This is a genomic window from Parapontixanthobacter aurantiacus (assembly GCF_009827635.1).
GTDB lineage: Bacteria > Pseudomonadota > Alphaproteobacteria > Sphingomonadales > Sphingomonadaceae > Parapontixanthobacter > Parapontixanthobacter aurantiacus.
This window is the reverse complement of record NZ_WTYW01000002.1, coordinates 179312-205524: the sequence shown is the minus strand read 5'-3', so window position 1 is coordinate 205524 and position 26213 is coordinate 179312. Positions and strand designations below refer to the sequence as shown.

The window sequence follows — 26213 nt, the reverse complement described above, 5'->3', positions numbered from 1 at the left end:
CGTAATCCGTTATCCATATCCCGCGTCCTGCGGAAAAGGGCGGAACGGCGGGCACGCAAATGCGCTTATCAGGCAATACGTTCATTCATTGCTTGGAGGTCTCATGCCCGACAAATCCATCTTCATCCTCGGTGCTTCGCGCGGCATCGGTCTTGGCCTCGCCCGCGAATTCCTGTCCCGTGGCTGGTCTGTCGTGGCGAGCGAGCGCAGCCGAAGCGAGGACCTGCACGATCTTGCTGATGAGAGCGAAGGACGCCTGCGGATCGTGACCGCCGACGTGACGGAGGCGAACAGCTATGCCGATCTCGGCTTCGAAGATGCCTCGCTCGATGTGATCGTGATCAATGCCGGCATCAGCGGTGCTCAGCACCAGCGCAGCGAGGAAGCGACGCGCGAGGAAGTGGCCGACGTCATGATGACCAATGCCTTCGGCCCTGCCGCGGCGTCGAAGGCGCTCCTGCCGCGATTGAAGGATGGCGGAACGCTATGCGTGATGTCGTCCCTCATGGGCTCGATCTCCGACAGCTCGGGCGGCTTCGAACTTTACCGGACGAGCAAGACCGCCCTGAACATGCTGGCGAAAGGCATCGCCGAACAGCAGGCAGGGCCACGCAAGATCGAGGTTCTCGCGCTGCATCCGGGTTGGGTACAGACGGACATGGGCGGCTCGTCCGCGCCATTGAGCGTCGACGAAAGCGTGTGCGGTCTCGCCGACGTCATCGAGGCGGCAGGCGGCGGTGGCTTCCGCTACGTCGATTACAGCGGAAAGGAACTCGCCTACTGAACGCGCGACGGCACAAGGAACGCCTTGCGGCGTTCGCTTTCGCATGAACAAGACAATCTGCATTACCGGCGCGGGGTCCGGCATCGGACGAGGCACCGCGCTTCACTTTCACGGGAAGGGCTGGCGCGTTTTCGCGCTCGACAAGGACGAGGAAGCGCTCGCCGAGCTTTCCGAACTTTTTTCGAGCGAACGCCTGTCGACCCATGTGTGCGACGTCGGAGAGGAACGGGTCGTCGGCGAAGCGTTCGACGCGATGACGGAAGAGTTGGGCGAAGCGCCGCTCGATGTGCTCGTCAACAACGCCGCCATTGCAGACCCGTATTGCGGGCCGCTGGAAGATCTGTCGCTCGATGACTGGAATGCTTGGCTCGATGCCAGCCTGACTGCCACCTTCCTGTGCAGCCGGGCCGCCATTCCCCTGCTGCGCCGTGCAGACGGGGCAAGTATCGTGAACATGTCGTCCACCCGCGCACTTCAGTCGGAAGCCAATACCTTCGCCTATGCCGCGTCGAAAGGCGGCGTAAGCGCCCTTACCCACGCCATGGCGATTTCGCTCGGTCCTGCCATCAGGGTCAATGCCGTCCTTCCCGGCTGGATCGAAACCGGGCCGTGGCAAAAGGCGGCGGAGCGCGAGGAGCCAGAGCAGCGCGAAGTCGACAAGGCGCAGCATCCGGCCGGCAGGGTCGGGACGGTCGAGGATATCGCGGAGACGATCGCGTGGCTGGTCTCTCCGGGCGCCGGCTTCGTGACCGGACAACAGATCGTCGTCGATGGCGGAATGACCCGCAAGATGATCTACGCCGATTAGCGATCAGTCACGAGCAGGCGGCATCGGCTCTCCTGCTCCCTTAGAACAGTTCTGGAACACAACTGGTTACGAGGTCATTTGTCAGTCGGAGAAGCAGTACCAGGAGATAGTCATGGGCGCGGATGCATTACCGCTTTTCATAGGTTTCGCGGTCATGTCGATCGCTTCACTCGTGATCTACGCCCATGGTTCCAAACATCCCGAGATAAGGCATCACACCCATTTCCACTCGGTCGTGCCGTTCATTGCGGCAACCGCATATCTCGCCATGGCCATCGGCACCGGAACGCTTACGATCAATGGCGACGAGACGCTCTACGTAGCGCGCTAGGCTGATTGGTCGGTGACGACCCCGATCCTGCTCGTCGGACTGGCGCTGACCGGTTTGCACGAACATCAGCGCCACTCAACGTTCGTTCTGCCGCTCATCGTCCTCGACGTAATCATGATCGCAACCGGCCTGTTGTCGGCATTGAGCGATGATCCGCTGCAGCGCATCGTCTGGTATCTGTGGTCCTGCGTCGCTTTTGCAGGCATTCTCTACATGCTGTGGGTTCCGATCCGCAGAATCGGCGACCGGCTCGGCGGGCAAATGGCGGTGGTCTATCGCAAGAATCTCGTCTTCCTGACGGTCGTCTGGCTGATCTACCCGATCGTATTTCTCATCGGACCGCAAGGCATCGGTGCAACTGACGCCCTGACCAATCTCTGGATCATTCTCGCGCTCGATATCGTCGCAAAGGCCGTTTACGGTTATGTTTCGACGGCGCGCTTCAAGAAAATTCCCGAGAGCGAATTGCAAGACCGGACCGAAAACCGCTTCGACCAAAGCTAATCGACGGGTCGAGGGGGCGCGAGTTCAATCGCTGTCGACAGGCACGGGCACGGTAAGCAGGTGCAATCGTCGTCGCTTCGTCTCGACCGCTCGGATCGTTCCGTCGCTGCCGAGATAGGCCGTCGCGGGAAGGACGAAGTCGGGATGGCTTTCAAACACGCTCACATCCCCCGGTTCGGCGCGAAAACGCCAGCGGCTCGTCCCGACCGTGAAGATTAATTCGGCATGGTCGTCATCGTATGACAGCGGCTTGCCCAGCGTCAGATTGCCCGGAAGGGCAGCCTTGTTCGACAGCGCGCGATTTCCCTCGCGATGCAGGTTCGCCCGGTTCCAGCCGCGCCAGATGAGAAACGCGCCGGCTACGATCAGGAACGGGTGCAGCAGGTTGAACGTGTCGTCGGCCAGCACCCACATGCTGATGCCCATTACGATCAGCAACAGGCCGAGGCCGAGTTCGAGCGTTCCCTTGTACATGGCCCGATAATAGCAAATCGCCATCGGCGCGCTCAATAGGCGCTGCACCTTGATATAGTTTGCCCTTATCCGCGGGTCAGGCGACGACCCCGGCGGCAGCCAAAACCGCAAGCGTCAGAACGTCGGGGGCGATGGCGGTCATCGGCGCAATCTGGACCGGTTTCTCCATCCCGACCATCATCGGCCCGATCGTCGCGTTCTCCGCCAGTTCGCGCAGCAGCTTGGCGGACAGGTTGGCCGATTGCAGGCCGGGCATGACGAGCACGTTCGCAGGGCCGGACAGGCGACTGAACTGATAGAGTTCCATGACCTTCGCATTAAGCGCCGCGTCGGGCGCCATCTCGCCTTCATATTCGAAATTGGGCTGCTGTCCGTCGAGGATGGCGACGGCATCGCGAATGTTCTCCAGCCATTTGCCGGCGGGATTGCCGAAGGTCGAATAGGAGAGGAAGGCGACCCGCGGATTGTGCCCCATGCGCCGGGCGACCGCAGCCGTCTCGGTCGCGATATGCGCAAGTTCGGCGGCGGTCGGACGCTCGTTGATCGTGGTATCCGCCAGGAACACGGTATAGTTCTTCCCGACCATCATGTGGATGCCGAAGGGCACTGCACCCGGCTTCGGATCGAGCACGAGGTTCACTTCCTTCGCCGTCTGCGCGAAGGGGCGGGTCAGACCGGTGATCATGGCATCGCCATGCCCCAGCGCGACGAGCAGCGAGGCGAAGACGTTGCGCTCCTGGTTGACCATGCGGCGCACGTCCCGCTCGGTATAGCCGCGCCGCTGAAGCCGCTTATAGAGATAGTCGTTCATCGGCTCGATCAAATCGGAATCGGCGGAATTCTGGATTTCGAAGCTGTCCGGGTCGGACACGGCGAGTTCGACCAGTTTCTCGCGCACCTTGTCGGTCCGGCCGACGAGGATGGGCGTGCCATAGCCGAAGTCGCGGAACTGGATCGCGGCGCGCAGCACCACGTCCTCTTCCGCCTCCGCGAAAACCACGCGCTTGGGGTTCTTCTTCGCTTCTTCGTAAACCTGCGTCAGAACCGAGGTCGTCGGATTGAGCCGCGCCTTCAGCGCCAGCGTGTATTGCTCGAAATCCTCGATCGGCTGAAGCGCAACGCCGCTATCCATCGCCGCCCGCGCGACCGCAGAGGAAACGCGTTCGATAAGGCGCGGGTCGAAGGGCGCGGGAATGATGTAGTCGCGGCCGAACTGGTGGTTCTTGCCGTAAGCTGCCGCCACTTCTTCCGGCACGCGTTCGCGAGCGAGTTCGGCGATGGCTTCGGCGGCGGCAATCTTCATCTCCTCGTTGATGGTCGTCGCCTGCACATCGAGCGCCCCGCGAAAGATGAACGGAAAGCCGAGGACGTTGTTCACCTGGTTGGGAAAGTCGGAGCGCCCCGTTGCGATGATCGCATCGGGCCGGACTTCCTGCGCGAGATCGGGCATGATCTCTGGCGTCGGATTGGCCATGGCGAAGATGATCGGCTGATCCGCCATCTTTCTTACCCATTCGGGCTTCAGGGCTCCTGCCGCCGACAGGCCGAGGAAAATATCCGCACCGACCAGCGCCTCTTCGAGACTGCGCGCCTCGGTATCGACCGCGTGGGCGGACTTCCACTGGTCCATGCCATCCTCGCGCCCGCGATAGATCGGGCCGGAGCGATCGCACATGATGACATTGTCGTGCGGCACGCCCATCGCCTTGATGAGCGCGGTGCAGGCGATTGCTGAGGCACCCGCCCCGTTCACCACCATCCGCACGTCCTTAAGATCGCGACCCGTCAGGTGAACCGCATTGATGAGGCCAGCCGCGGCGATAATCGCCGTGCCGTGCTGGTCGTCATGCATGACGGGAATGTTCATCCGTTCGCGCAGGGCCTGCTCGATGATGAAGCATTCCGGCGCCTTGATGTCCTCGAGATTGATGCCCCCGAAACTGGGTTCCATCAGTGCGACCGCGTCGATGAAAGCCTGCGGATCTTCGGTCGCCAGCTCGAGGTCGATGGAATCGACGTCCGCGAACCGCTTGAACAGCACCGCCTTGCCTTCCATCACCGGCTTCGATGCGAGCGCGCCCAGATTGCCGAGGCCGAGGATCGCCGTGCCGTTGGAGATGACGGCGACGAGGTTGGACCGGGCGGTATAGCGTGCGGCGTTCTTGGGATCGGCGGCAATCGCCTCGACAGGGGCGGCAACGCCGGGCGAATAGGCAAGGCTGAGGTCGCGCTGGGTGGTGACCGGCTTGGAGGCAATAATCTCGATCTTACCGGGCCGGATCGTCTCGTGATAGAACAGCGCCTCGCGTGTGGTAAAATCGTCGGTATTGTTGTCGGCCACGCTCGATCCTTGTCGTTTCGCGCCAACGCGCGGAGTGTATTTGCCCCGTCCCTACATGACGAACCCCGCCTGCGGTAGGGGAAAGGTCGCGGATGCGCCCTTTCCGAATCGCGCGGGGCCGCGCTACCGCTGACGTCATGGGTGCAACCGCGAAAAAGACCTCCGCGAAGGAGCCGAAGGGTGCCGGACCCACGCCCATGATGCAGCAATATCTCATGCTGAAGGCTCAGGCGGCGGGCAGCCTCCTCTTTTACCGCATGGGAGATTTCTTCGAACTGTTCTTCGAGGATGCGAAGCAGGCCGCGGCCATCCTCGACATCGCTTTGACAACCCGCGGCGAACATGGCGGGGAGCCCGTGCCGATGTGCGGCGTGCCGGTCCACTCGGCGGAAAGCTACCTCGCCCGGCTCATCCGGGCAGGCAAGCGCGTCGCGATCGCCGAACAGGTCGAAACGCCCGAGGAGGCGAAACGGCGCGGCGGCTCCAAGGCGCTGGTGAAGCGCGACATCGTGCGGTTCGTCACTGCCGGAACGCTGACGGAAGAGGCGCTGCTCAACCCCCGCGCGGCCAATCGCCTCGTCGCTATCTGCGAAGTGCGCGACCGTATCGGGATCGCGTCCTGCGACGTATCGACAGGAGCCATGCTGCTGGAGGAATGTGCGGTGGACGGCCTGGCGACCGCGCTCGCCCGGCTCGATGCGAGCGAGATCGTCTGCCCCGAAGGCTTCGCGGGCGAAGCGGCACGCGACGCGATCGAACGCCCCACCGCCGAGTTCGACAGCACCGAGGGCGAGCGGAGGCTGAAATCGCTTCACGGTCTTGCGACGCTCGACGGATTGGGCAATTTCACGCGCGCCATGCTTGGCGCGGCGGGCGGCCTCGTCGCCTATCTCGATCATGCGGGACGCGGCAAGCTGCCCCTCCTCCTTCCGCCCGAGATACGAACGAGCGACGGCGGGCTGGCGATGGATGCCGCGACCCGTGCGAGCCTCGAAATCCTCGTCGCGCAGGATGGCGGACGCGCCGGAAGCCTCGTTGCATGCATCGATCGCTGTGCCTCCGGGGCCGGGGCGCGACTGCTAGCCGAAGACCTTGCCGCCCCGCTGACGGAGCGGCGCGCAATCGAGGACCGCCTCGCCTGCGTTGCGCATTTTCAGCGCGACCCGCTCCTGCGTTCCGACCTGCGGGCGCTGCTGCGCGGATTGCCCGACATCGGGCGCGCCCTTGGCCGGATCGTTGCCGAGCGGGGAAGCCCCCGCGATCTCGGGCAGATAAGGGACGGGCTGCGCGAAGCCGCGCGCATTCGCGAATTGCTCGAGGGAAGCGCGGACCGCCCGGCCCTGCTCGATCGGGCGATGGAGAGATTGTCGGGGCAGGACGAACTTATCGACCTCCTCGCGCGAGCCCTTATTGCTAGTCCGCCGACCGAGCGCGGCAGCGGCGGCTATGTGGCGGACGGTTACGACGCCGACCTCGATGAGTTGCGGGGCATCGCCGGCAATGCGCGCAAGGCGATCGCCGCGATGGAAGCGCGCTATCGCGAGGAGACCGACACCGCCTCGCTGAAGATCAAGCACAACAACGTGCTCGGCTATTTCATCGAGGTTCCGGCAAAGCACGCCGACAAGCTGATGGCTGCCGATAGCGGCTTCACCCATCGCCAGACGATGGCGGGCGCGGTGCGCTTCAATTCCGTCAGATTGCACGAGGAAGCGACCCGCATTGCGGAAGCCGGGGCGCAGGCGCTCGCCTGCGAGGAACGGCATTTCGAAGAACTGGTCGCGGCCGTCGGGGATCGGCGGGAGGCGCTTGCTGCGCTGGCGGGCGCACTGGCACGGATCGACGTTGCGGCAGGACTGGCCGAACGAGCGGTCGAAGGAGACTGGTGCCGTCCGGAAATGACCGACGAGCCGGTCCTCGACATTACGGGCGGGCGTCATCCGGTCGTGGAGGAAGCGCTGGCGCGTTCGGGCGAGCGGTTCGTCGCGAACGACTGCTGCCTCGAAGCTGATGATCGTCTATGGCTGATCGGCGGGCCGAACATGGGCGGCAAGTCCACCTTCCTGCGGCAGAACGCGCTCATCGTGCTGCTGGCGCAGGCCGGCTGCTTCGTTCCCGCCACATCGGCGCGGATCGGCATTGCGGACCGGCTGTTCAGCCGCGTCGGGGCAGCGGACAACCTTGCCCGGGGGCGCTCGACCTTCATGGTCGAGATGGTCGAGACTGCCGCCATCCTCACGCAAGCGACGGAGCGCAGCTTCGTCATTCTCGACGAGGTCGGACGCGGCACCTCGACCTATGACGGCATGGCACTCGCCTGGGCAGTGGTGGAGGCGGTGCACGAGACCTTGAAGAGCCGCTGCCTCTTCGCGACGCATTACCACGAATTGTCGCGCCTCGCCGACACGTGCGACGCGCTCTCGCTGCATCATGTCCGGGCGCAGGAATGGAAAGGCGAACTGGTCCTTCTCCACGAACTCGCGGGCGGGGCGGCGGACAAGTCCTACGGTCTCGCGGTCGCACGGCTTGCGGGCGTGCCCCCGGCGGTCGTGAAGCGGGCAAAGGCAGTGCTCGCGAAGCTCGAAAAGGGGCGCGACGAGACGGGCGGACTGGCGGCGGGGCTGGGTGAATTGCCCCTGTTCGCGGCTGCAAGCGCGGCAATCGAGGACGCGCCTCCTGCGGACGGGCTGGCCGAGCGGCTAGCCGACCTCGAAATCGACGCATTGAGCCCGCGCGAGGCGCTCGATTTGCTCTACGAGTGGAAAAGGGAAGCCGCGCAAAGGGAAAGTTAACAAATTATCGCCATCATCAGCGTTCTCGGCCCATCGCAATACGGATCGGATATGAGTTCGGACCTGTCCAAGAAGCTGCTGGCGGCGTTCTTCTTCCTGTTTGCTGTCCTGCTGCTCATCGGCGAGGACGACAATCCCGGCCTGATCGCTGAAACCGCGGAGAATGGCGGCAGCGACAATGCCGATTATGCACGCGACTATCGCGGCACTTCGGCGGACGATTACCCGGAAGAGCAAACTGCCTATGACGAGGTGGACGAAGTCGAGGACATGGCGGACACCGAAATCTACGATGACGGCGACAGCGACGATACCGTCTATGGCGAAGCGGCCAGCGACGAGGAACTGATCGACGATACGCAGGGCTTCGAGCCCGAGCCGATGGACGATGCCCTTCCGATCGACGGATAAGTTTATTGGCGAAGCGCGAACGCCAACGCCGGGAACGCGCCGCTACATAAACTAAACGAACTTGCCGCCCTTACCGATTGCCTTATTGTTCGCAGCGGCATGAGCGACGACAATGATCAGAAGAGTTCCAACGATCTCGCGGAGGCACGGACCGAACTGGCCGAAGATCGCAACATCATGGCGATGGAGCGGACTTTTGCCGGCTGGATGCGAACGTCCTTTGCCGCGATCGGTATCGGCCTCGCCTTTCGGGCGGTCTTCGGTGAATTCGACCCGCCCTGGCTTGCCCGCGCCATTGCCACGGGATTTGTCCTTCTGGGGGCGCTCGTCGCCTTTACGGCTGAACGGCGCGCCCACAGGACATTTCAGCGATTGACCTGCCACGAGTTGCAGGCACCGAAGAACAGTGGCCTGCGCTGGATCGGCTGGTCGGTATGCGCTGCCGCGCTCATCCTGGCCGTGGCGCTGTGGCAGATGAACGGCGCGGTCACCACTTAAGAAAGCAAGGTTCAGTCGGTGCTGGGGTCGGGAATGTCGTCCGGCTTGCGCTGCTTGCCGTATTTGTCGACATCGTCGTCATGGTTCGGCTCGCCGCTATAGGCATCCATATCGATCCTGCCCGAACTTTCCATGTCGCGCATGTGATCGATCGTGTCCTGCGTGCTGTCGCCCATCAGACCTGAGTTGTTGTCGCCCTTGATGCTCTCGGTCGGACTATGCGTCTCGCGCGTGGTATTGCGCGCCTGCTCGGTTACTTCCTGCGCCTGGCTGCGATGGTCGTCCTGCTCGTCATTATGCGTCTCAGGCGCGAGGTTCGCCTGCCGTTCTTCCTGGCTTTCGACCTTCGTGTCGTTGTTCTTGTCGGTCATGCAAATTCTCCTTTGCAAGGCCAACGGGCGGCGCTTCCCCTCGGTTCCGCCGTGATTGCGTGCGCCTCAGCGGGTGGGGATCGGCGTATCGCCCTCGTAATCGTAGAAGCCGCGCCCGGTCTTGCGGCCAAGCCAGCCGGCCTCGACATATTTCACCAGCAGCGGTGCGGGCCGATACTTGCTGTCGCCCGTCGTGTTGTAGAGGACCATGACGATGTCGAGGCACGTGTCGAGCCCGACGAAATCCGCGAGTTCCAGCGGCCCCATCGGGTGGTTGAGGCCGATCCGGCACCCCTTGTCGATATCCTCGATGCTCGCCGTGCCCTGTCCAAGGACGAACACTGCCTCGTTGATCATGGGAATGAGGATGCGATTGACGACGAAGCCGGGTTCGTCTTGCACCTCGACGACCTGCTTGCCGAGCGTTTCGGCAAAACGGCGCGTGCGCGAGACCGTGTCATCACTCGTCGCGAGACCGGGGATGACTTCGATCAGCCCCATGACAGGCACGGGATTGAAGAAATGCAGCCCGATGAAGCGCTTGGGATCGGGCGAGAAATTCGCCATGCGCGTGATCGGGATGGAGCTGGTGTTGCTGGCGAGGATCGAGCCTTGCGACAGGACCGTGCCCGCCTTTTCGAAGATCGCCTGCTTGACGGGCTCCTTCTCCGTCGCGGCCTCGATAATCATGTCCGCCTCGGCCATCGGCGCGTAGTCCGCGACCGGCGTAATACGCCCGAGAAGGGCTTCGGCCTCGTGGGTTTCCAGCTTGCCGCGCCCGACCAGCTTGCCCAGCGCTGTATCGATCCCGCCAACCGCCTGTTCTGCCGTGGCGAGGTCGACATCGGCGAGCAACACCTTCATGCCATACTGTGCCACGGTCTGGGCAATGCCCGAACCCATTTGGCCCGCGCCGATAATGCCGATCGTCTGCATGAGAATTTCCTTCGCAACTGCAACACAAACCGCTCTGTTAGCGGGGGTGAAGCTGCTTGACTAGGCCCAGTGCGAGCGAACGCTGCCTGTTATTTTAGCGGTTCGCGCCGGGGACCCAGGCGACGTCGCCCGCTGCGCCATCCGCCTGATTTGCGCGGCGTGCGGCGACGAACAGGTGATCCGACAGCCGATTTACGTAAGCGAGAGCCGCGGGGTTAACCGCCTCCGCCTGGGCCAGCGCAACGGTCGCCCGCTCGGCTCGCCGCACTGCAGCACGCGCGACGTGCAGCCGCGCCGCCAGTTCGGTTCCGCCGGGCAGAACGAAGCTCGTCAAAGGTTCGAGATGCTCGTTCATGCGGTCGATCTCGCTTTCCAGCCAGTCGACTTGCGACGAGACGATGCGCAGGACCATCTCGGAGGGCGCAAAATCCTCGTTCCCGCCCGCCGGAGTCGCCAGGTCCGCACCGAGATCGAACAGGTCGTTCTGGATACGGAACAGGGCCTTCGCCAGCGCTTCTTCGCCTGATCCCCCGGCAGCAGCGGCCAGCCCGATCGCGCTGTTCGCTTCGTCGACCGCCCCAATCGCTTCCATGCGCGGCGCATGCTTGGCGAGGCGCGAGCCATCGACGAGTCCGGTCGAACCGTCGTCGCCGGTGCGGGTATAGATCTTGTTGAGCTTGACCATCCGCGCCGCCTTAGCGCAAAACGGTCTAGCGCGTCACCATCAGGATGATCGCGACCACGACGACGGCCAGCGCCTGGTACTTGATACGAGCGAACATCGCGCTGTTCTGCTTCATCTGCATCTCGGTCGCGCGCTGGTCGTCCGCGTCGTTCTCGAGGTCCATCTTCGTGCTCTGCAGGAAGGCCACGATCCCTCGGATCAGGGACACCACCACGAGAATGCAGAGGATGACGAGGATCGCGATGAGGACGTATTGCATAGGTATGATTTAGGGTCGACCGAGCGAAATGCCAGCGGGGAATGACCCGGCGCGCAGTTTCTTAACAAATTCATGCCCGTCGACGCCCGCCCCGCGCAAGTCGGACAAGGCCGCAGAGCCACGCCGTTTGGCGAGCTTCGTGCCATCCTCGTCGAACAGCAGGTCGTGGTGATGCCAGCGCGGCACTGGCAGGTCGAGCAGCGCCTGCAACAGCCGGTGAATATGCGTCGCATGGAACAGGTCGAGCCCGCGCGTGACCAGCGTGACGCCATCCGCCGCATCGTCCAGCGTCGCGGCCAGATGGTAGCTTGCCGGAAGCCCCTTGCGCACGAGCACCACATCGCCGTGTCGCTCGGGTTCAGCAATCTGCTGGCCGGCGCGCTCGTCTTCCCAGCTGAGCGGTCCGGTCTGCGCTAGCGCCTTCGCGACGTCGAGCCGCCATGCCACCGCCCCATCCGGTGCCGCCATGACGTCCTCCATGCCCTTGCCCTTGCAGGTTCCGGGATAGACCGGGCCGTCCGGCCCTTCGCGCGTTGCCGCCTCCAGCACTTCCTTGCGCGTGCAGGAGCATGGATAAAGCACGCCCATCCCTCGCAATCGTTCGGCTGCCGCACGGTAGCTGTCGAGCCGTGTCGATTGCGGCGGCGTCTCGACGAAAGGAAGCCCCAGCCAGGCAAGATCGGCGCGAAACGCCTCGGCCAGTTCGGGGCGGGAGCGCGGCCCGTCGATATCCTCGATCCTGAGGAGGAACCGCCCGTTCAGCTTCGCGGCAAGGTCGTGCGCTATCATCGCGCTATAGGCATGGCCGAGATGCAGCGACCCGTTGGGACTGGGCGCGAAGCGGGTGACGACCTGCGTTCCGGGAACGGTTTCTTCCATCGTTGAGAGACCGGATAGCGGGGCGGCGCGATCGGCACAAATGCTTGTGGATTGGCCCACTGTAACGGTCTTGACGCTTTCGTTGGTAAATGCTCGATTGCGTTCAATCAGATAAGGAACAAGACGTGTTCAAGTCCGAACTGATCGAAAGAGTGGCCCGCTTCCGCAGCGCGATGGAAGATGCGAGCAGCGATCCGGCTTCCTGCCCCGCCCTCGTCCTCAACGCGGATTACACTCCGCTATCCTATTACCCCTTGAGCCTGTGGCCATGGCAGACCGCGATCAAGGCCGTGTTCCTCGAACGTGTCGACATCGTCGAAAGCTACGACCGGCAGGTCCACTCGCCCTCGCTCGACATGAAGATCCCGAGCGTCATTGCGCTCAAGCAGTATGTGAAGCCGTCGGAATTCCCCGCCTTCACCCGCTTCAACCTGTTCCTGCGCGACCGCTTCACCTGCCAGTATTGCGGCAGCCAGGGGCATCTCACCTTCGATCACGTCATCCCGCGGCGGCTGGGTGGAAAGACAACGTGGCAGAACATCGCCACCGCCTGCGGCCCGTGCAACATGAAGAAGGGCGGGCGCACGCCGAAGCAGGCGAACATGCACCTCACGCAAATGCCGATCAAGCCGACCAGCTGGCAATTGCAGCAGCAGGGCAAGCGTTTTCCACCCAACTACCTGCACGAGACCTGGCGCGACTGGCTCTACTGGGACGTCGAACTCGAAGAGTAGGTGCTGAATCCGGTTTGCACCTCCTCGGAACGTCGCGCAGGGGGTGCCGTTCATCTGACATGAAAAATATTCTAATCGCACCAATCGCCGCGACAGCCCTCGTGCTCATTTCATGTGGGCAGGGATCGAACGCGGAGGATGACGACACGGCTACAGCCCAGGCCGATACCCGAAACGATCGCTCCTCCTTCGATGGTTCGGGAGGCGAAGACGATTTCGCCGCCAATTTTACCGATCGGGAAGGCTATGATGACGAGGGGGCGGCCAGCCAGTCGGAAGCCAGCCAACAAAATGGTCGGTTCTCTCTGACCCTGCCGGAGGGTGTCACCTCCTCCATGCTGGGCGATCGCTCGAAGAAGATGATCGCGGTACAGGTCATGCTCGACAAAAGCTTCCACTCGCCGGGCGTCATCGACGGCAGGATGGGCGGCAACACCGAGCGCGCAATCGAATACTATCGCGAGGCGAATGGTCTGCCAGCTGGGACCGGCGTAGACGGAGAATTGCTAGATTCGCTGATACGCAATTTCGGCGGCGACGTCTTCCGAACCTACACGATTACGGAAAAGGACGTCTCGCGACAGTTTTACAAAATCCCGGAAGAATTCCCCGAAATGGCGGACATGGAAAAACTGGGATACCGCGACGCCAAGGAAATGCTGGCCGAGCGTTTCCACATGGATCAGGATTTTCTGACCGCGCTCAATCCCGATGCCGATTTCTCCGAAGCGGGGACCAAGCTCGTCATTGTTAGCCACGGCGATAACATGCTCGATGCGAAGATCGCGAAGATCGAAATCCGCAAGGGCGAGAACAGCGTCGTCGGTCTCGATGAGGCAGGCAATGTCGTGGTCAGCTATCCCGCGACCATCGGCAGCTCGGACTTTCCAAGTCCCAGCGGGACAATGGAAGTTGCGGCCATCGCGCCTGCTCCGAATTATACCTTCGATCCGGAAGACCAGCAATGGGGTCCGGACAAGACGTTCATCATCCCCCCCGGGCCCAACAATCCCGTTGGCGGAACGTGGATCGATCTGGGCAAGGAAGGATACGGAATTCACGGATCGCCCGATCCGCAAATGGTCGCCAAGCGCGCCAGCCATGGCTGCGTGCGGCTCACAAATTGGGATGCCGCTGCCTTCGCCAAGGCGGTGAGCCCCGGCATACCGGTGGTGTTCGTCTGACCAGACGCTGTCGGGGCGGTTGCTCACGAAAGCCTATCGCGGGCGATGCCCCCGTTGCATCTTTAGCGCCAAGGATCGAAAGTTCGGTCCCTTCGCCGGGCTGCGGAGAAGAAGGATTGGATCGACTGGTTCTTTAGTCGCCGCTTCTTAAGCGGAGAACCTGTCTCCATAGTAACAACGAGCGAGGAGAATCTTGAACATAAGAGAATTCATCACCCGCTGGCACGAACGATTCGAGACATGGACGCTTGTTGCCATGGCGGGCTTCGCCTTGACAATCTGGGGCTTCATCGAAGTCGCCGACGAGGTGGTGGAAGGCGAAAGCCACGCAATAGATTCCCGGATCCTTCTGGCGTTGAGAAACGCGCGCGACCTTTCCGATCCCATAGGGCCGCTCTGGGTCGAAGAGCTGGGACGCGACTTCACCGCGCTTGGCGGAGTTGGGGTACTGACACTGCTCACCTTCTCCGTGGCAGGCTATCTTTGGCTGATCGGAAAGGTTCGCGCGATGTTGCTGGTGCTCGGCGCAATCGGCAGTGGTCTTCTCGTCAGTACTTTGCTCAAGCAAGGGTTCGACCGGACGAGACCGGACCTCGTACCTCACGACTCCCTCGTCTACACCGCCAGCTTTCCCAGCGGCCATTCGATGATGGCGGCCATAACCTACCTCACCCTTGCTGCGCTGCTCGCCCGCGTCCTGCCGAACCGCGCAACAAAGGTGTATTTTCTCGCCCTCGCTGTGATTGTGACCGTCGGCGTTGGCGTGAGCAGGGTTTATCTGGGCGTGCACTGGCCGTCCGACGTACTGGCCGGGTGGGCCGTAGGTGCATCCTGGGCGCTGCTCTTCTGGTTGATCGCCCGTCAGCTACAGCACCGAGGTCAGGTGGAACCGGAATAAGGCACGTCCCTGCCCGCGACCGAATGACTTCCATTCGGAATGGCCATTCTGCTCGTAAAAATTAGTCATTCGCTGCCGGACAGCGGTCCTGAAGCAGAACGGCTGGTAACGCGGTTTGCGTTCCGAAAGGGAAATGATGGGTAACGACCCGATTGCGGACCGGGACCCTGATGCTAACCTGCGGCAAACGCTCACACGAGCATTTGATTTCGAAAGGCAGCAACAGTGCATCAAGCTATAATATTGATATTAGCTTTGGCTCAGCTGATAGCATTTGGGGCGGTCATCTTCTGCGCCATGTATCTGCGTCGAATTTCGAAGACGTTGGAATCTTTGGAGGGAAGATTGGACGTTCGAAACACAACGCAAAAAAACCCATAAGAACGTCCGCTTCCCACCCCAATCTCAGACATAGAAGCCTCGTCAGACAGCGCCCGAAATCGGGCGACCCGTTGCCCTCAAACCTCGTCAAGCAACATCTACTGCAAAGCGTCGGCGGGAATGGCGATCTTGACGCGCGTTCCGTCCTCGCTGCTGTCGACGCTGAGATCGGCATCGAGGCGATATGCCAGATCACGCACGATCCGCGCGCCTAGGTTGCCTTCCTCGGGCCAGTTGCAATCCTCCGGCAAACCGGCTCCGTCGTCGATCACCTGCAGGCAGATGCAGTCGTCCTCGTTCTGCCATAGCCGCACCACGACCGTGCCCCGCTCGCCATCCGGAAAAGCGTGTTGCAAGGCGTTGGTGAGCAATTCGGACACCAGCAGGCCGATCTGCGATGCCGCCTCGACTTTCGCCTCGATCGCCTCGGCATCGATGTTGACGATGACGTCCCGCTGTCCGTCGAGCATGTTGAGGGTTGAACAGACGCGCGACACATAGGCGCCCAGCTTCACGCAGGTGACCCCGTCCTGCTCGCCCGACGAAAGATCGTGATAAAGCAGGCTCAGGGTCTCGACCCTGTTGGCAAGCACCTCGAACGAGGAGTGCGCGCTTTCGCTGCGACGCGCCTCGAGCCGGATGAAGGATAACAACATGGCAAGATGGTTCTTCACGCGGTGCTGCATCTCGCGGAGGGCCGCATCGAGTTGCGACGCGCGTGCAGCGTAGGTGGCCTGTTCGTAATGTTCCGACTGGATGCCGAGGAAATGGGTCACTTTGCCGTCATCGTCACGTAGCGGCGCGATCATCAGAAGATTGAGGAATTTTTCCCCGTTCGCCCGGTAATTCACGATGTCGAGCGTGATTTCCTTCTCCGCATCGATCGCCTCGCGAATTCGCTTCCGAGCCGCCTCGTCCGTCTCCTCGCCCTGCAGGAAACGGCAATTGCGGCCCAGTGCCATTTCTGCCGTGTAGCCGGTAATCCTCTCGAACGACCGGTTGACGAAAATGATCGGATGATCTTCGAGATTGGGATCGGTGATGACCAGCGCGAACGGCAAATCGCGCATGGAGGATCTGGAAATGCCGTCGGGCACCTCCGGTGGATTATCCGGATCGTAATGCGGGCGCATTCGCCACTTCCCCTCTGTTCGACCAGGCCCCGGTATCGTCCGGCGCGACTATGCTGACAAGCAGTCGCGTTCGCAATAAATGATAAAGGGGTCGCCGCGTCCTAAGTCACGGCCCGCCGCTGCCGAAATTCGAGCCGGTCGAAGGCTCGGGTAGAGAGGATGTCGGACAGTTCCTCCGCGGTGCGGGCGATGTCGGCGAAGGTGAGATAGGCAGGCGCAAATCCGAGGCGCAGGATGTCCGGCGCGCGAAAGTCTCCGATGATGCCGCGCGCGATGAGCGCCTGGCAGATCGCGAAGGCTTCCTCGTGCTGGAAGGACAGCTGGCTGCCTCGCAGCGACGGATCGGCCGGGCTGACGAGTTCCAGATCACAGCCGAGTTGGGCGAGGCAGGAGCGCAGGAACTCCGACATCCGATGTGATTTCTGCCACAGGCGCTCGACGCCGATGTCGGCGATCAGATCGACGCCGGCTTCCAGTGCCGACAGCCCGAGAATGGGCGGCGTCCCGGCGAGCAATCGATCGATGCCGGGGGCGGGTTCGTAGCTGTCGTCGAAGGCAAAGGGAGCGGCATGTCCGAACCAGCCGGACAGGGGCTGGCTGAAGGCGCCTTGCTGACCGTTGACCCCATCTCGAAATCCTTGTGGTGCATCTAGGTGCCGTTGTGCGACATAAGCAAAAGCGGGCGCGCCTGGCCCTCCGCACAGATATTTGTAGCCGCAACCCACTGCAAAATCGACGTTTTTTGCATCCAATTCTAGGGGGACCGCGCCGACGCTGTGCGACAGGTCCCAGAGGACGAGCGCGCCTTTCTCATGCGCCGCTTTCGTCAGCCGCGCCATGTCGTGCATCCGCCCGGTCTTGTAGTGGATGTGAGTGAGCAGAAGGAGGGCGGTGTCGTCATCGATGGCCGCTTCAAGCTCTTGATAAGACACGAGTTTCTGTCTCGCGAGACCCTGCGCTTCGAGCCCCTGGATCATGTAGAGATCGGTCGGGAAGTTGCCCGGTTCGGACAGGATGGTGCGCCGTCCGGGCCGCATGGCGAGCGCGGCAGCTATCAGCTTGAAAAGATTGACAGAAGTGCTGTCGCACGCAATCACTTCTTCGGGTTTTGCGCCGATGAGAGGGGCAATCTTGGCCCCAACCCGCTGTGGCAGGTCGATCCAGTCCGCCTCGTTCCAGCTGCGGATAAGACCCTCGCCCCATTCCTCGCAAATAACTGAATTGAGACGTTTTTTCGTTTGTTTCGGCAGCGCTCCGAGGGAATTGCCGTCGAGATAAACGATGCCTTCGGGCAGGTGGAACCGCTCGCGGAACGGTGCCAGTTCGTCAGCCGCGTCGAGCGCCTTCGCCTCGTCGCGCAAGTTCACGCCAGTTCCCGCAGGATCGCGCGGACCGGCGCAGCATCGGCCCCCTCGATGGCGAGCGGCAGGGCGATCAGCTCGTATCGGCCCGGCGCTATGTCGTCGAGCACCAGCCCCTCGAGGATGCGCATGTCCTCGTCGCGTACCGCGTGATGGGCGTCCATCGTCTTGCTGTCATGCGGGTCGATCGACGGTGCGTCTGTCCCCACCAGCTTTACGCCCTGCACGGCCAGCCAGCGAATCGTATCGGCTGCGATCGCAGTGAAATCCGTAACCCATTCCTCCCGCGGAAAGCGCTCGAACGTGCGGAACAGCACGCGGTCGACGGAATCGAGATGGGGCAGGTCGCCGACTTCGATTTCCCCGATGCTTTCCCGCGCATCCACGACGAGGCATTCGCCAATATAGGCGTCGAGTTCGACCTGAGAGATGTCCACGCCAGCGCCGTCATAATGCAGCGGCGCGTCGGCATGAGCGCCCGAATGGGTCGACAGCTTCAGCGCCGAGACGTTTACCGGAACCTCTTCGCCCAGTTCCCAGGTCCGCTCGATCGCAAAGCTCGTATCGCCGGGCCAGACCGGCAATGCCGAGCGCAAAACCTGCGAGATGTCCCAAATGCGCCGCGCGGATCGCCAACTGCTCATAACGCCGTCCTCACAGAGAGAAGTTCCGGGAAGAATGCCTGTTTTAACACCCCCGCCAGATAAGGAACCCCGGGGGTTCCGCCCGTGCCCTTCTTGAAACCGATGATGCGTTCGACGGTCTTCAAGTGACCGAACCGCCAGCGCTGGAAGTGGTATTCCAGATCGACCAGCTTTTCTGCAAGCTCGTAAAGATCCCACAACTTGTTCGGATGTCGGTAGACTTCGGCCCAGGCAGCTTCGACCGCGCCTGAATGTTCCCATGCGGCCTGCGGGTCGCGGTCCAGCACTTCCGCCGGGATGTCGAGCCCGCGCTCGGCCAAAAGGCGGATCGACTCCGCATAGATGCTCGCCCGCCCAGTTTCCCGCCTCAGTCTCTCGGCAACCTCCGGCACGGCCTCATGCATCGTGATCATGTCCGGGTTGCGACCGCCGAGCATGAATTCCATCAGGCGATACTGGGCGGACTGGAAACCCGACGAGCCACCCAAATGCGGTCTTATCAGCGAGTAGTCGTGGGGCGTCATCGTCGAGAGTACATCCCAGCTTGCGATCAGCTGCCCCTGCGCCCGCGCGACCCGCGCAAGCATCTTGAATGCCGGTCGCAGATCGTCCTTCGCAATGAGGCTTCGTGCCGCTTCAAGCTCGTGCAGGCACAGTTTTAGCCACAATTCGCTCGCCTGATGCACGATGATGAAAAGCATTTCGTCATGCGCATCGGAACCGGGATGCTGGGCTGACAATATCCGGTCGAGGTCGAGATAACCGGAATATGTCACGTCCTTGGTGTTTTGGCTGGTCATAGGCGATGTCCATAGCGCGTGACGGCGCTGCGTCGAACCTATCCTTCCAGAATGCGGCTTTCCGGATGATGTTTGTCGAGATGTTTCCGGATGATGCGCAGGTTCTTCGTGTTCGACTTGTAGACGAGATCGAACGCGTCACCGATCAAGGGCACGGCGCCAATCGCGGTATCGACCGCAATATGCCCGCCCATGCGCCACAGTTTCCATTTCGGAAGACCGAGATTGCGCGCTTCCCATACGATATAGGCGCCCAGCCCGGCGGTTATGAAATCGCCGACCACCGGAACGAGGCCGACGATGGAATCGAGACCGACCGGGTAATTGATGCCGGGTATGCGAAAACTGCGCTCGAGCAGCATTTCCAGTGTTTCGATGCGTTTGCGGATCGAGACGGGATCGTTGCCGGTCGGCAATTCGAAGCCCATCGGACGCGCCTTGCCCTGAGTGCTTCCCGAGACATGTCTTCGTTCGATTTCGCCATTCGATCTGTCCATTCTTCGACCTTTCAGATTGGAGCGCCCGACAGGGGAAACAACGGATGGATCGCCCATTCGTTCTCGGAAAAGCCCGTCATGTTTCCACGCAGGAGCGACCAGCGGATTGGCGTGGCGAGAGGAATATAACCGCCCAGTTCCGTCAGGATGGTGCGCGCTTCGGCCAGCAGGAGCGCCCTTTGCGCGGGATCGGCTTCGAGCGTTGCCTCTGCGACGAGACGATCCGCGACCGGATCGCACAAGGACTGGGAAACGCTGCAATTGAACTGATTGAGATACCATCGCTCGCTGTCATAGCGAGCGACCCGGTCGCGCAGGACGAGGTCGGCTTCGACATTGCCCGTCAGCCGTACGAGCTCGACCCCAATGTTGCGCAGATCGCGCCCCAGACTGCGCAGCAGCAGCTCCGAACCCGGACCTTCGGGCAGCGAAATCGTCACCTGTGCCGGCCTTTCGGGATTGGCCGCCCGCCATCTTTCGACCCGCGACCGGGCGAGTGCGACCCGCTGTTCGTAGGGCAGGTCGAACCAGCGTTCTTCGGTCTGTTCTTCGGGGAGCGCTTCTTGCGTATTGGCAAACAGTCGTTCGGCACCTTGCCATCCGGCGATGTTGAATGGCGCAAGCAATGTCTCGCGGTTGATTGCCATGCTGATAGCCTGCCGGTTTTCGGCCGAGGCAAGGAAACCGCGGGCCGCCTGTACGTCGAGGCCAAACAGCCCTCGTGCAAGATCGAGCCGGATCGTCCCGCTGGCCAGCGGTCCGGTATCGACGAGCGGCAGGGTCGCAATCTGCCCGTTGAACACGGCATCGAGGCGTCCTTCGGAAAATTCGAGGATGGCCTTTTCCGCCGGGAGCGCAGTGACGGCAATCGGCCTGGTGGCGGCATCCCAGTCATCCTGTTGCGGAAGCCCACGTTCTTCGGGGCGCATGGGCATGAGGACGCGGGCGGCATTCTCGGTGTCGACGAGGCGCATCGGCCCGAGCCCGTTGCCCTCTGGCCTCAGACCCAGTTCGGGCTGGGCCAATAATTGAAGAAATTGCGGCATCGGACGCCGCAACCTGATTTCGACGACGCGCCCCGCCATCGCCCTGACGTCGCGGACGATATCGAGATCGAGGCCGAGCGAGGTTCCCTCCAAATCGCCCAGGGTGCGCGCCAGTTCGTCGCGAACGGACTGCGCCGTCATCGGCGTACCGTCGGTCCAGTCGCGCTCCTTCAGCCGGAAGATATAACTCGAACCGTCATCCGTGACGATCCAGCGTTCGGCCAGGCCCGGGACGACCTGCCCGCTGGCATCGAACTGCACGAGGCCTTGCGCAGTCGCCGCACGCACGCGCTGTGCGGGAAAGGACAGGCGAAGGCCCGTTGCTACCAGATCCTCCTGCGATCCGACGAAGGCCACGCGTACGACTTCGTCTGGCTCTTCGGCGCAGCCGGCAAGAGCCATCATCGTCAGCAAAAGAGCAAGGATTCGCATCATGCGCGAATGCCTTAGCAAGCACGCGCGAGGGCGTCAGCGCACAACTTTATAAATGGAGCCGGCAGGCCGGCGGTCGACTATACCTTGCGCAGATTTCCCTGCGCCTTGCGCCGCGGAGAGAGGTGCCGGGGCACCTCGTGCTTCGCCTTGGCGGCGCTCCGACGGAAATCGGCCATGTCGACGGTGCCGTCGAACGCAATGCCGAACCGCGTACCCTCGATCCACGCCACGGTGCCTTCGACAGTGGTGCCGTTCTCCAAATTGATCGACAGGCGAGATCCGCGAGCGACGGGAACGCTGCCTTCGGCCATCATGCCCTTGGGCGAAAGGTTGCGGACCTTGACCTGGTACTGCCGCGAATTGTTCTCGAGCGTGATGCGAGTGAGCATGAACAAGCTCGAGCGGGCAACATCCCTCGTATCAACGCCGACCATATCGCACTCCATCCGACCCCGAATATGAAAAATAGAGCCCCCAAAACCCCGTAAGGCCTAAACTCTGCCTTACCGGCGGCTAGGTCAAGAAGGATAACGAAAAGTAAACTGCATTTTCCGCGGCGGAAGCTGTGTCGTTCCGGGACGAAATGCAGCTATTCGATTAACGCCGCCGTGCCCCGGAAGCCGTAGCGGTCAGTCGTCGCGCGAAATCTTCTCGCGGCGCTCATGCGCTTCCTGCGCTTCGAGAGACATCGTCGCCACGGGCCGAGCGATGAGGCGGCGGACCCCGATCGGATCGCCGGTCACTTCGCAATAGCCATATTCGTCGCGGTCGATCCTGCGCAACGCGGCGTCGATCTTCGAAATGAGCTTTCTCTGCCGATCGCGAGTGCGCAGTTCGATCCCCCAGTCCGTTTCGCTCGAAGCACGGTCGTTGAGGTCGGATTCGCGGATCGGCCCTTCCTGCAGGGATTGCAGCGTCTCGCTGGCCGAATTGTAGATCGATCGTTTCCAATCCAGCAGCAGCATCCGGAAATAATCCTGCTGCCGCCGGGTCATGTATTCCTCATCGTCGCTGGGGACGTAATCGTCGGGAAGACTATCCCTTATTCGATCCGACAATTCCCTTTCTTCCGGCGATGGTGTCGACATTCTACCTCTGACCAACTGGTGTGCGATTGCCGCACGCTAAATCTGGATACCGGGCTTGTTGCTTGTCTCGTGTATCGACGATGGCGCGCCTATAGGCTCCGCTCCAACCGCATACAAGTCCGCAGTTCCGTAAGGTCGCGCCGCGGCCCGAACCTCTATCTGCGAATTATTAGCCAGCAATGTTAACCCTTTATTGACCACGTTGCCTCCACCCATTGGTCGACGGCCCCGTCAAAGGGCCATCTGAAAACGGGGGATATGGGGCTATGGAACTACTGAAGATCGAGGGGGCGAGATCTCACGGCGTGGTCGGCGAGGAAGCGAAGCAACTGCTGCGCGATTGCCTTGGACAATATGGCAGGGGCAATCTCGATGCTCTTTACGATCTCGGCGTCGCCTATTCGACCGGCAGTCACGGTGTGGGCTGTGACCTTGTCGAAGCACACAAGTGGTTCAACATCGCGGCCGCCAAGGGTCACGAGGAAGCTGCGATGTGCCGGGCCGACATATCCGAGGAAATGACTGCGCGCGAAATCGCCACCGCACAGAAGGAAGCGCGGCGCTGGCTCGCCGAAGACAAGCGCTTCGCTGCCTGAACTGCGCCGCGTCAGCCCTTCTTGAAGGGCGTGCGCTCACCCAGATGGAGCTGGTCGATGGCCACTCCGCTCCGCTCTTGCTCAAGATAATCGGCGATCGCGGCCCGAAATCCCGGATCGACGATGTAATGAGCCGAGGTCGTGCGAACAGGTTCGTAACCGCGCGCAAGCTTGTGGCCGCCCTGCGCCCCTGCCTCGACCCGGTCGAGACCCAGCGCGATGGCCGCGTCGATCGCCTGGAAATAGCACAATTCGAAATGCAGGAAGCGGCGGTCCTCGATACAGCCCCAATATCTGCCATATAACGTGTCCGCGCCGATGAAGTTGAGCGCGCCCGCGATCGGCTGCTCGTTCCGAAATGCGAGAATCATGAGAATGGCGTCTCCCATCGCTTCGGCCAACAGGTCGAAAGCGCTGCGCGTCAGATAGGGACGCCCCCATTTGCGCGCTCCGGTATCCTGATAGAAGATCCAGAACGCGTCCCAGTGCTCGGGCGCAATCTCGCTCCCTCGCAACTGTCGGATAGTGACCCCTTCCTGCGCGGCGGCGCGTTCCTTGCGCACGCCTTTGCGCTTTCGCGAAGCCAGCTCGCCGAGAAAATCATCGAAGTTCGAATAGCCGCGATTGGTCCAGTGGAACTGGATATCGTGCCGCAGCAGCCACCCGGCATTCTCGAACAGGAGCGCCTGCTCGTCGGACAGGAACGTTGCATGGGCGGACGATATGCCGTTGTCGCTGCATAGCTGCTCTGCCGCTCTGATAAGCGGGGTTGCAAGTTTCGCATCGCGAAAGAGGACGCGCGGCCCGGTTGCGGGGGTAAAGGGCGCGGCGATCTGCAGTTTGGGATAGTAGCTTCCGCCGGCCCGCTCATAGGCATCGGCCCAAGCGTGATCGAAGACGTATTCGCCTTGGCTATGCGTCTTTGCATAAGTCGGCAGCGCGGCCTTCAGCGAACCGTTCTCGTCTTCGATGACGAGCGGCAAAGGTGTCCAGCCGGTTCCGGGACCGACGCTCCCCGATTCCTCCATCGCCGAAAGAAAGGCATGGCGCATGAACGGATTGCCGGTCTCATCCAGCGCATCCCATTCGTCCGGGTCGAAGGCGCTGACGCCTTTGCCCAGCCGGACGGTAAGCTGCGATTCGCTCATCAGCCTTTTGGCCTACTCCGCGCGCAACGCGATGACGGCATCGACCTCGACTGCGGCGTGAAGCGGCAAGGCCGGAACCCCGACCGCCGCCCGCGCATGGCGACCCTTTTCACCAAAGACGTCGAACATGAGCTCGGATGCGCCGTTGGCGACCTTGGGCTGGTCGGCAAAATCCTTCGTGCAATTGACGAAGACGTTCAGTTTGACGATCCGTTCGACGTCGTCGAGATCGATATCCGCTGCCTTCAGCTGCGCGAGGATCATCAGGCCGCAGGCACGGGCGAGCTGCATACCGCGGTCGACCGAAATGTCGTCCCCCAGCCGTCCGGTGCCGAGCTGTTCGTTAATGAAGGGCAGCTGCCCCGAGACGTAAGCGGTGCTGCCGTGGACCACGACCGGGACGTAGCTTGCCACGGGAGCCGCTGCCCGCGGCAATTCGATGTCGAGTTCCTGTAAGCGCTCTTCGATTTTCATGATGCGACTGGTTCCTTTTCGAGACGGCTTTGCAACCACGGCAAGGCTTCCGCCCAATTGTCGATCCGCGCATCGGCGTGCCCCGCCTCAAATGCGCAGTCGATATGCGGGGCGAGCAGCGGCTCGCCGCACAGATGCAGCGTCGATATCCGCGGGTCGGTTTCCCGCGCGGAGCGAATGTGCTGTGACAGATCGTCGATAAAGATGGCGTGGCTGGGATCGAATTCCGCGACGATCTTCGCCAGGGCAGGTCCCTTGGGACCCTGGTTCGTGTAGACCTTTGCATCGAGACCGTGTTCGATCAGCTGGCGCGTGCGATCGTCGCGTCGCTTGTCGACGAGGTTCGTCAGGATGACGACATCGGCATCCTGCGATAAAGCGTTGAGACTTTCGATTGCGCCTTCGATCGGGTTCTGCCGCCCCATCTCCGTATCGAAGAACCCGCCGAGCAGCCGCCAGATGTCCTTTTCGCCGACCAGTTCTCCGCTCTCCTGCCACCGCATGGCCTCGGCGAAATTATTGCCTTGCAGATTGAAATCGACGCCTTCGCTTTCTTCCAGCCACGCCTTGAAATGCGCAACCATGTGTAACAGCACCTCATCGCAATCCGAAACGATCAGCGGCTTTCGAGCGCCGCTCATCGTGTCAGCTCCGCATGGGCGGCGACAAGTTCTGCGGGTTCGACGCCTAGCGCCTCCGCGCACCGGACAAGGTCGGGTTCGTAATTGGTCAGATATTCCAGAATGGCGCCCTGAACCGCCGGTTCTTCGACGGCGTTGCGCAGACGTTCCGGCGTCAGACCGGTGAGGGAAAGAAGCCGGGTTGCGCGATCCTCGTCCTGCAAGATCCAGCCCAATGCAGTCAGGGAAAGGACGCCGGGGTCGTGCGAAACTTGATTCTCGGCGCGTTTCAACGGTTTATAAATTGTAAACATCCTCTTGGCGGTATAGGACGGTAATCGTGGAGACTGCCCTGGTGGAAAAACGTATCCTGGTTGTGGAGGATAACGACCTCAACCGGAAATTGTTCTGCGATATCCTGACTGCCAACGGGTTCTCCGTCGAGCCGGCATCCGACGGTAATATGGTGATAGAGAAGGCGCGCGGTTTCAAGCCCGATCTCGTCATAATGGATATCAATCTGCCCAATATCTCCGGGCTCGATCTGATCAGCGCATTGAAGAAGGATCGTACGCTTTCCGCGACCCCCGTGCTGGCTGTCACCGCCTATGCCGGAACCGGCGATGAAGAGCGCATCAGGGAAGCGGGCGCGGAAGGCTATCTGTCGAAACCCGTCTCCATCAGTCCCTTCTTGAGCGCGGTTCGCAAGTTCTTCGCCTAGGGGAAACGGCAGGCGAAAAGCGGCGAAAGCTTGACAAACGGGGGTTCGGACCGCTTTTCCCGTCAATCGCTTTGGAAAGATACCGCCCGTCGCCCTGCGGCATTCGGGCAGCAAGCATTGGATTACCCGAATTATGGACCGAGCAGCCGTCGATGCCCGCATTCGCGAATTGATCGAACCCTTCAACAAGAAGGGCATCACGATCACCGAAGATACGAGCTTTGCCAACGACCTCGAATTCGACAGCCTCACCGTGATGGACTTCGTCGCCGAGATCGAGGACGCTTTCGACATCATCATCTCGATGAACCAGCAGGCCGAGATCGAGCGCTACGGACAGCTTGTCGATGCCGTTCACAAGATGCAGGCCGCATCGTGAG

At 61.7% G+C, this 26213-nt stretch carries 30 protein-coding genes and 1 pseudogene; 12 read left to right on the top strand and 19 right to left on the bottom strand.

The annotated features are described in order from the left end of the window. Window positions 1–103: 103 nt before the first annotated feature. The 3 genes and pseudogenes from GRI38_RS09240 to GRI38_RS14095 all read left to right on the top strand — a co-directional run bounded on the left by GRI38_RS09240 (window position 104) and on the right by GRI38_RS14095 (window position 2427). Window positions 104–784: an SDR family NAD(P)-dependent oxidoreductase gene (locus GRI38_RS09240; RefSeq protein WP_160682865.1), complete on the top strand. Its 681-nt coding sequence runs from the start codon at window positions 104–106 to the stop codon at window positions 782–784. Window positions 785–827: 43 nt separating this feature from the next. Continuing rightward, entirely contained in the window at window positions 828–1592 is a 765-nt protein-coding gene (locus GRI38_RS09235) for an SDR family NAD(P)-dependent oxidoreductase (RefSeq protein ID WP_160682863.1), read from the top strand. 112 nt (window positions 1593–1704) lie between these two features. Next, a pseudogene (locus GRI38_RS14095) lies at window positions 1705–2427 on the top strand (bacteriorhodopsin). A 24-nt stretch (window positions 2428–2451) separates the two neighbouring features. Here the strand turns inward: GRI38_RS14095 and GRI38_RS09225 are convergent. After that, the gene (locus tag GRI38_RS09225; protein ID WP_160682861.1) at window positions 2452–2925 is read right to left on the bottom strand and encodes a hypothetical protein; all 474 of its coding nucleotides are present in this window, start codon (window positions 2923–2925) and stop codon (window positions 2452–2454) included. A gap of 52 nt (window positions 2926–2977) precedes the next feature. Continuing rightward, window positions 2978–5242: a phosphate acyltransferase gene (locus GRI38_RS09220; protein WP_160682859.1), complete on the bottom strand. Its 2265-nt coding sequence runs from the start codon at window positions 5240–5242 to the stop codon at window positions 2978–2980. Window positions 5243–5439: 197 nt separating this feature from the next. Between GRI38_RS09220 and mutS the strand changes: the two genes are divergently transcribed. The 3 genes from mutS to GRI38_RS09205 all read left to right on the top strand — a co-directional run bounded on the left by mutS (window position 5440) and on the right by GRI38_RS09205 (window position 8943). After that, the gene (gene mutS, locus GRI38_RS09215) at window positions 5440–8034 is read left to right on the top strand and encodes a DNA mismatch repair protein MutS (protein ID WP_160683352.1); all 2595 of its coding nucleotides are present in this window, start codon (window positions 5440–5442) and stop codon (window positions 8032–8034) included. A gap of 51 nt (window positions 8035–8085) precedes the next feature. Continuing rightward, entirely contained in the window at window positions 8086–8445 is a 360-nt protein-coding gene (locus GRI38_RS09210) for a hypothetical protein (RefSeq protein ID WP_160682857.1), read from the top strand. 99 nt (window positions 8446–8544) lie between these two features. Beyond that, window positions 8545–8943 (top strand): YidH family protein, encoded by a 399-nt coding sequence (locus GRI38_RS09205; RefSeq protein ID WP_160682855.1) that lies wholly within the window; start codon window positions 8545–8547, stop codon window positions 8941–8943. Window positions 8944–8954: 11 nt separating this feature from the next. Here GRI38_RS09205 and GRI38_RS09200 read toward each other — a convergent pair whose 3' ends face one another. The 5 genes from GRI38_RS09200 to gluQRS all read right to left on the bottom strand — a co-directional run bounded on the left by GRI38_RS09200 (window position 8955) and on the right by gluQRS (window position 12073). Next, window positions 8955–9314: a hypothetical protein gene (locus GRI38_RS09200; RefSeq protein ID WP_160682853.1), complete on the bottom strand. Its 360-nt coding sequence runs from the start codon at window positions 9312–9314 to the stop codon at window positions 8955–8957. 66 nt (window positions 9315–9380) lie between these two features. Next, window positions 9381–10250, bottom strand: a complete 870-nt coding sequence (locus tag GRI38_RS09195; RefSeq protein ID WP_160682851.1) for a 3-hydroxyacyl-CoA dehydrogenase family protein — start codon at window positions 10248–10250, stop codon at window positions 9381–9383. A 94-nt stretch (window positions 10251–10344) separates the two neighbouring features. Then, window positions 10345–10935 (bottom strand): cob(I)yrinic acid a,c-diamide adenosyltransferase, encoded by a 591-nt coding sequence (locus GRI38_RS09190; RefSeq protein WP_160682849.1) that lies wholly within the window; start codon window positions 10933–10935, stop codon window positions 10345–10347. A gap of 25 nt (window positions 10936–10960) precedes the next feature. After that, a complete protein-coding gene (locus GRI38_RS09185; RefSeq protein ID WP_160682847.1) occupies window positions 10961–11194 on the bottom strand; it encodes an HIG1 domain-containing protein in 234 nt (77 codons plus the stop codon). 9 nt (window positions 11195–11203) lie between these two features. Then, window positions 11204–12073, bottom strand: coding sequence for a tRNA glutamyl-Q(34) synthetase GluQRS (gene gluQRS, locus GRI38_RS09180; RefSeq protein ID WP_160682845.1), 870 nt, complete (start codon window positions 12071–12073; stop codon window positions 11204–11206). A 173-nt stretch (window positions 12074–12246) separates the two neighbouring features. Here gluQRS and GRI38_RS09175 point away from each other — a divergent pair, with 173 nt between their 5' ends. From GRI38_RS09175 to GRI38_RS09165, 3 genes are all read left to right on the top strand, one after another. Beyond that, complete coding sequence (locus GRI38_RS09175) at window positions 12247–12807, top strand: HNH endonuclease (RefSeq protein ID WP_160683349.1); 561 nt, start codon at window positions 12247–12249, stop codon at window positions 12805–12807. Between the two features lie 59 nt (window positions 12808–12866). Then, window positions 12867–13991: a L,D-transpeptidase family protein gene (locus tag GRI38_RS09170; RefSeq protein WP_160682843.1), complete on the top strand. Its 1125-nt coding sequence runs from the start codon at window positions 12867–12869 to the stop codon at window positions 13989–13991. 193 nt (window positions 13992–14184) lie between these two features. Further along, window positions 14185–14889 (top strand): phosphatase PAP2 family protein, encoded by a 705-nt coding sequence (locus GRI38_RS09165; protein ID WP_202389935.1) that lies wholly within the window; start codon window positions 14185–14187, stop codon window positions 14887–14889. Between the two features lie 479 nt (window positions 14890–15368). Here GRI38_RS09165 and GRI38_RS09160 read toward each other — a convergent pair whose 3' ends face one another. The 8 genes from GRI38_RS09160 to dksA all read right to left on the bottom strand — a co-directional run bounded on the left by GRI38_RS09160 (window position 15369) and on the right by dksA (window position 22274). Continuing rightward, the gene (locus tag GRI38_RS09160; RefSeq protein WP_160682841.1) at window positions 15369–16403 is read right to left on the bottom strand and encodes a PAS domain-containing protein; all 1035 of its coding nucleotides are present in this window, start codon (window positions 16401–16403) and stop codon (window positions 15369–15371) included. A 101-nt stretch (window positions 16404–16504) separates the two neighbouring features. After that, the gene (gene kynU / locus GRI38_RS09155) at window positions 16505–17764 is read right to left on the bottom strand and encodes a kynureninase (protein WP_160683343.1); all 1260 of its coding nucleotides are present in this window, start codon (window positions 17762–17764) and stop codon (window positions 16505–16507) included. Between the two features lie 2 nt (window positions 17765–17766). Beyond that, window positions 17767–18408, bottom strand: coding sequence for an arylformamidase (kynB, locus tag GRI38_RS09150; RefSeq protein WP_160682839.1), 642 nt, complete (start codon window positions 18406–18408; stop codon window positions 17767–17769). Beyond that, window positions 18405–19208, bottom strand: a complete 804-nt coding sequence (locus GRI38_RS09145) for a tryptophan 2,3-dioxygenase (protein WP_160682837.1) — start codon at window positions 19206–19208, stop codon at window positions 18405–18407. The genes kynB and GRI38_RS09145 overlap by 4 nt, the downstream gene beginning before the upstream one ends. Window positions 19209–19246: 38 nt before the next feature. After that, entirely contained in the window at window positions 19247–19705 is a 459-nt protein-coding gene (locus tag GRI38_RS09140; protein WP_160682835.1) for a DUF4112 domain-containing protein, read from the bottom strand. 11 nt (window positions 19706–19716) lie between these two features. Then, on the bottom strand, window positions 19717–21186 hold the full coding sequence (locus GRI38_RS09135) for an ABC transporter substrate-binding protein (RefSeq protein ID WP_237487472.1): 1470 nt from the start codon (window positions 21184–21186) through the stop codon (window positions 19717–19719). Window positions 21187–21263: 77 nt separating this feature from the next. Further along, window positions 21264–21620, bottom strand: a complete 357-nt coding sequence (locus tag GRI38_RS09130) for a PilZ domain-containing protein (protein WP_160682833.1) — start codon at window positions 21618–21620, stop codon at window positions 21264–21266. 195 nt (window positions 21621–21815) lie between these two features. After that, entirely contained in the window at window positions 21816–22274 is a 459-nt protein-coding gene (gene dksA / locus GRI38_RS09125) for an RNA polymerase-binding protein DksA (protein ID WP_160682831.1), read from the bottom strand. A gap of 266 nt (window positions 22275–22540) precedes the next feature. Between dksA and GRI38_RS09120 the strand changes: the two genes are divergently transcribed. Next, window positions 22541–22870 (top strand): sel1 repeat family protein, encoded by a 330-nt coding sequence (locus tag GRI38_RS09120; protein ID WP_160682829.1) that lies wholly within the window; start codon window positions 22541–22543, stop codon window positions 22868–22870. 11 nt (window positions 22871–22881) lie between these two features. Here GRI38_RS09120 and GRI38_RS09115 read toward each other — a convergent pair whose 3' ends face one another. Genes GRI38_RS09115 through GRI38_RS09100 form a run of 4 tightly spaced genes read right to left on the bottom strand, consistent with a single transcriptional unit; the run spans window position 22882 to window position 25426 of the window. Beyond that, window positions 22882–24018, bottom strand: coding sequence for a GNAT family N-acetyltransferase (locus tag GRI38_RS09115; RefSeq protein WP_160682827.1), 1137 nt, complete (start codon window positions 24016–24018; stop codon window positions 22882–22884). Window positions 24019–24030: 12 nt separating this feature from the next. Next, window positions 24031–24492, bottom strand: coding sequence for a RidA family protein (locus GRI38_RS09110; protein ID WP_202389934.1), 462 nt, complete (start codon window positions 24490–24492; stop codon window positions 24031–24033). Next, window positions 24489–25133, bottom strand: a complete 645-nt coding sequence (locus GRI38_RS09105; RefSeq protein ID WP_160682825.1) for an HAD family hydrolase — start codon at window positions 25131–25133, stop codon at window positions 24489–24491. Before GRI38_RS09105 ends, GRI38_RS09110 begins: the two co-directional genes overlap by 4 nt. Further along, entirely contained in the window at window positions 25130–25426 is a 297-nt protein-coding gene (locus GRI38_RS09100; RefSeq protein WP_160682823.1) for a DUF3572 domain-containing protein, read from the bottom strand. The genes GRI38_RS09105 and GRI38_RS09100 overlap by 4 nt, the downstream gene beginning before the upstream one ends. A gap of 41 nt (window positions 25427–25467) precedes the next feature. Here GRI38_RS09100 and GRI38_RS09095 point away from each other — a divergent pair, with 41 nt between their 5' ends. Continuing rightward, a complete protein-coding gene (locus GRI38_RS09095; protein ID WP_160682821.1) occupies window positions 25468–25833 on the top strand; it encodes a response regulator in 366 nt (121 codons plus the stop codon). A 133-nt stretch (window positions 25834–25966) separates the two neighbouring features. Further along, window positions 25967–26212 carry an acyl carrier protein gene (locus GRI38_RS09090; protein WP_160682819.1) on the top strand — a complete coding sequence of 82 codons (246 nt, stop codon included), beginning with the start codon at window positions 25967–25969 and terminating at the stop codon, window positions 26210–26212. The last annotated feature ends 1 nt before the right edge of the window (window position 26213 follow it).

Excerpts from the sequence above, each read along its gene's own strand:
- GRI38_RS09240 (WP_160682865.1), top strand. The coding sequence starts at position 104 with ATGCCCGACAAATCCATCTTCATCCTCGGTGCTTCGCGCGGCATCGGT.
- GRI38_RS09235 (WP_160682863.1), top strand. The coding sequence starts at position 828 with ATGAACAAGACAATCTGCATTACCGGCGCGGGGTCCGGCATCGGACGA.
- GRI38_RS09225 (WP_160682861.1), bottom strand. The coding sequence starts at position 2,925 with ATGGCGATTTGCTATTATCGGGCCATGTACAAGGGAACGCTCGAACTC.
- mutS (WP_160683352.1), top strand. The coding sequence starts at position 5,440 with ATGATGCAGCAATATCTCATGCTGAAGGCTCAGGCGGCGGGCAGCCTC.
- GRI38_RS09210 (WP_160682857.1), top strand. The coding sequence starts at position 8,086 with ATGAGTTCGGACCTGTCCAAGAAGCTGCTGGCGGCGTTCTTCTTCCTG.
- GRI38_RS09205 (WP_160682855.1), top strand. The coding sequence starts at position 8,545 with ATGAGCGACGACAATGATCAGAAGAGTTCCAACGATCTCGCGGAGGCA.
- GRI38_RS09200 (WP_160682853.1), bottom strand. The coding sequence starts at position 9,314 with ATGACCGACAAGAACAACGACACGAAGGTCGAAAGCCAGGAAGAACGG.
- GRI38_RS09195 (WP_160682851.1), bottom strand. The coding sequence starts at position 10,250 with ATGCAGACGATCGGCATTATCGGCGCGGGCCAAATGGGTTCGGGCATT.
- GRI38_RS09190 (WP_160682849.1), bottom strand. The coding sequence starts at position 10,935 with ATGGTCAAGCTCAACAAGATCTATACCCGCACCGGCGACGACGGTTCG.
- GRI38_RS09185 (WP_160682847.1), bottom strand. The coding sequence starts at position 11,194 with ATGCAATACGTCCTCATCGCGATCCTCGTCATCCTCTGCATTCTCGTG.
- gluQRS (WP_160682845.1), bottom strand. The coding sequence starts at position 12,073 with ATGGAAGAAACCGTTCCCGGAACGCAGGTCGTCACCCGCTTCGCGCCC.
- GRI38_RS09175 (WP_160683349.1), top strand. The coding sequence starts at position 12,247 with ATGGAAGATGCGAGCAGCGATCCGGCTTCCTGCCCCGCCCTCGTCCTC.
- GRI38_RS09170 (WP_160682843.1), top strand. The coding sequence starts at position 12,867 with ATGAAAAATATTCTAATCGCACCAATCGCCGCGACAGCCCTCGTGCTC.
- GRI38_RS09160 (WP_160682841.1), bottom strand. The coding sequence starts at position 16,403 with ATGCGCCCGCATTACGATCCGGATAATCCACCGGAGGTGCCCGACGGC.
- kynB (WP_160682839.1), bottom strand. The coding sequence starts at position 18,408 with ATGAGCAGTTGGCGATCCGCGCGGCGCATTTGGGACATCTCGCAGGTT.
- GRI38_RS09145 (WP_160682837.1), bottom strand. The coding sequence starts at position 19,208 with ATGACCAGCCAAAACACCAAGGACGTGACATATTCCGGTTATCTCGAC.
- GRI38_RS09140 (WP_160682835.1), bottom strand. The coding sequence starts at position 19,705 with ATGGACAGATCGAATGGCGAAATCGAACGAAGACATGTCTCGGGAAGC.
- GRI38_RS09135 (WP_237487472.1), bottom strand. The coding sequence starts at position 21,186 with ATGATGCGAATCCTTGCTCTTTTGCTGACGATGATGGCTCTTGCCGGC.
- GRI38_RS09130 (WP_160682833.1), bottom strand. The coding sequence starts at position 21,620 with ATGGTCGGCGTTGATACGAGGGATGTTGCCCGCTCGAGCTTGTTCATG.
- dksA (WP_160682831.1), bottom strand. The coding sequence starts at position 22,274 with ATGTCGACACCATCGCCGGAAGAAAGGGAATTGTCGGATCGAATAAGG.
- GRI38_RS09120 (WP_160682829.1), top strand. The coding sequence starts at position 22,541 with ATGGAACTACTGAAGATCGAGGGGGCGAGATCTCACGGCGTGGTCGGC.
- GRI38_RS09115 (WP_160682827.1), bottom strand. The coding sequence starts at position 24,018 with ATGAGCGAATCGCAGCTTACCGTCCGGCTGGGCAAAGGCGTCAGCGCC.
- GRI38_RS09110 (WP_202389934.1), bottom strand. The coding sequence starts at position 24,492 with ATGAAAATCGAAGAGCGCTTACAGGAACTCGACATCGAATTGCCGCGG.
- GRI38_RS09105 (WP_160682825.1), bottom strand. The coding sequence starts at position 25,133 with ATGAGCGGCGCTCGAAAGCCGCTGATCGTTTCGGATTGCGATGAGGTG.
- GRI38_RS09100 (WP_160682823.1), bottom strand. The coding sequence starts at position 25,426 with ATGTTTACAATTTATAAACCGTTGAAACGCGCCGAGAATCAAGTTTCG.
- GRI38_RS09090 (WP_160682819.1), top strand. The coding sequence starts at position 25,967 with ATGGACCGAGCAGCCGTCGATGCCCGCATTCGCGAATTGATCGAACCC.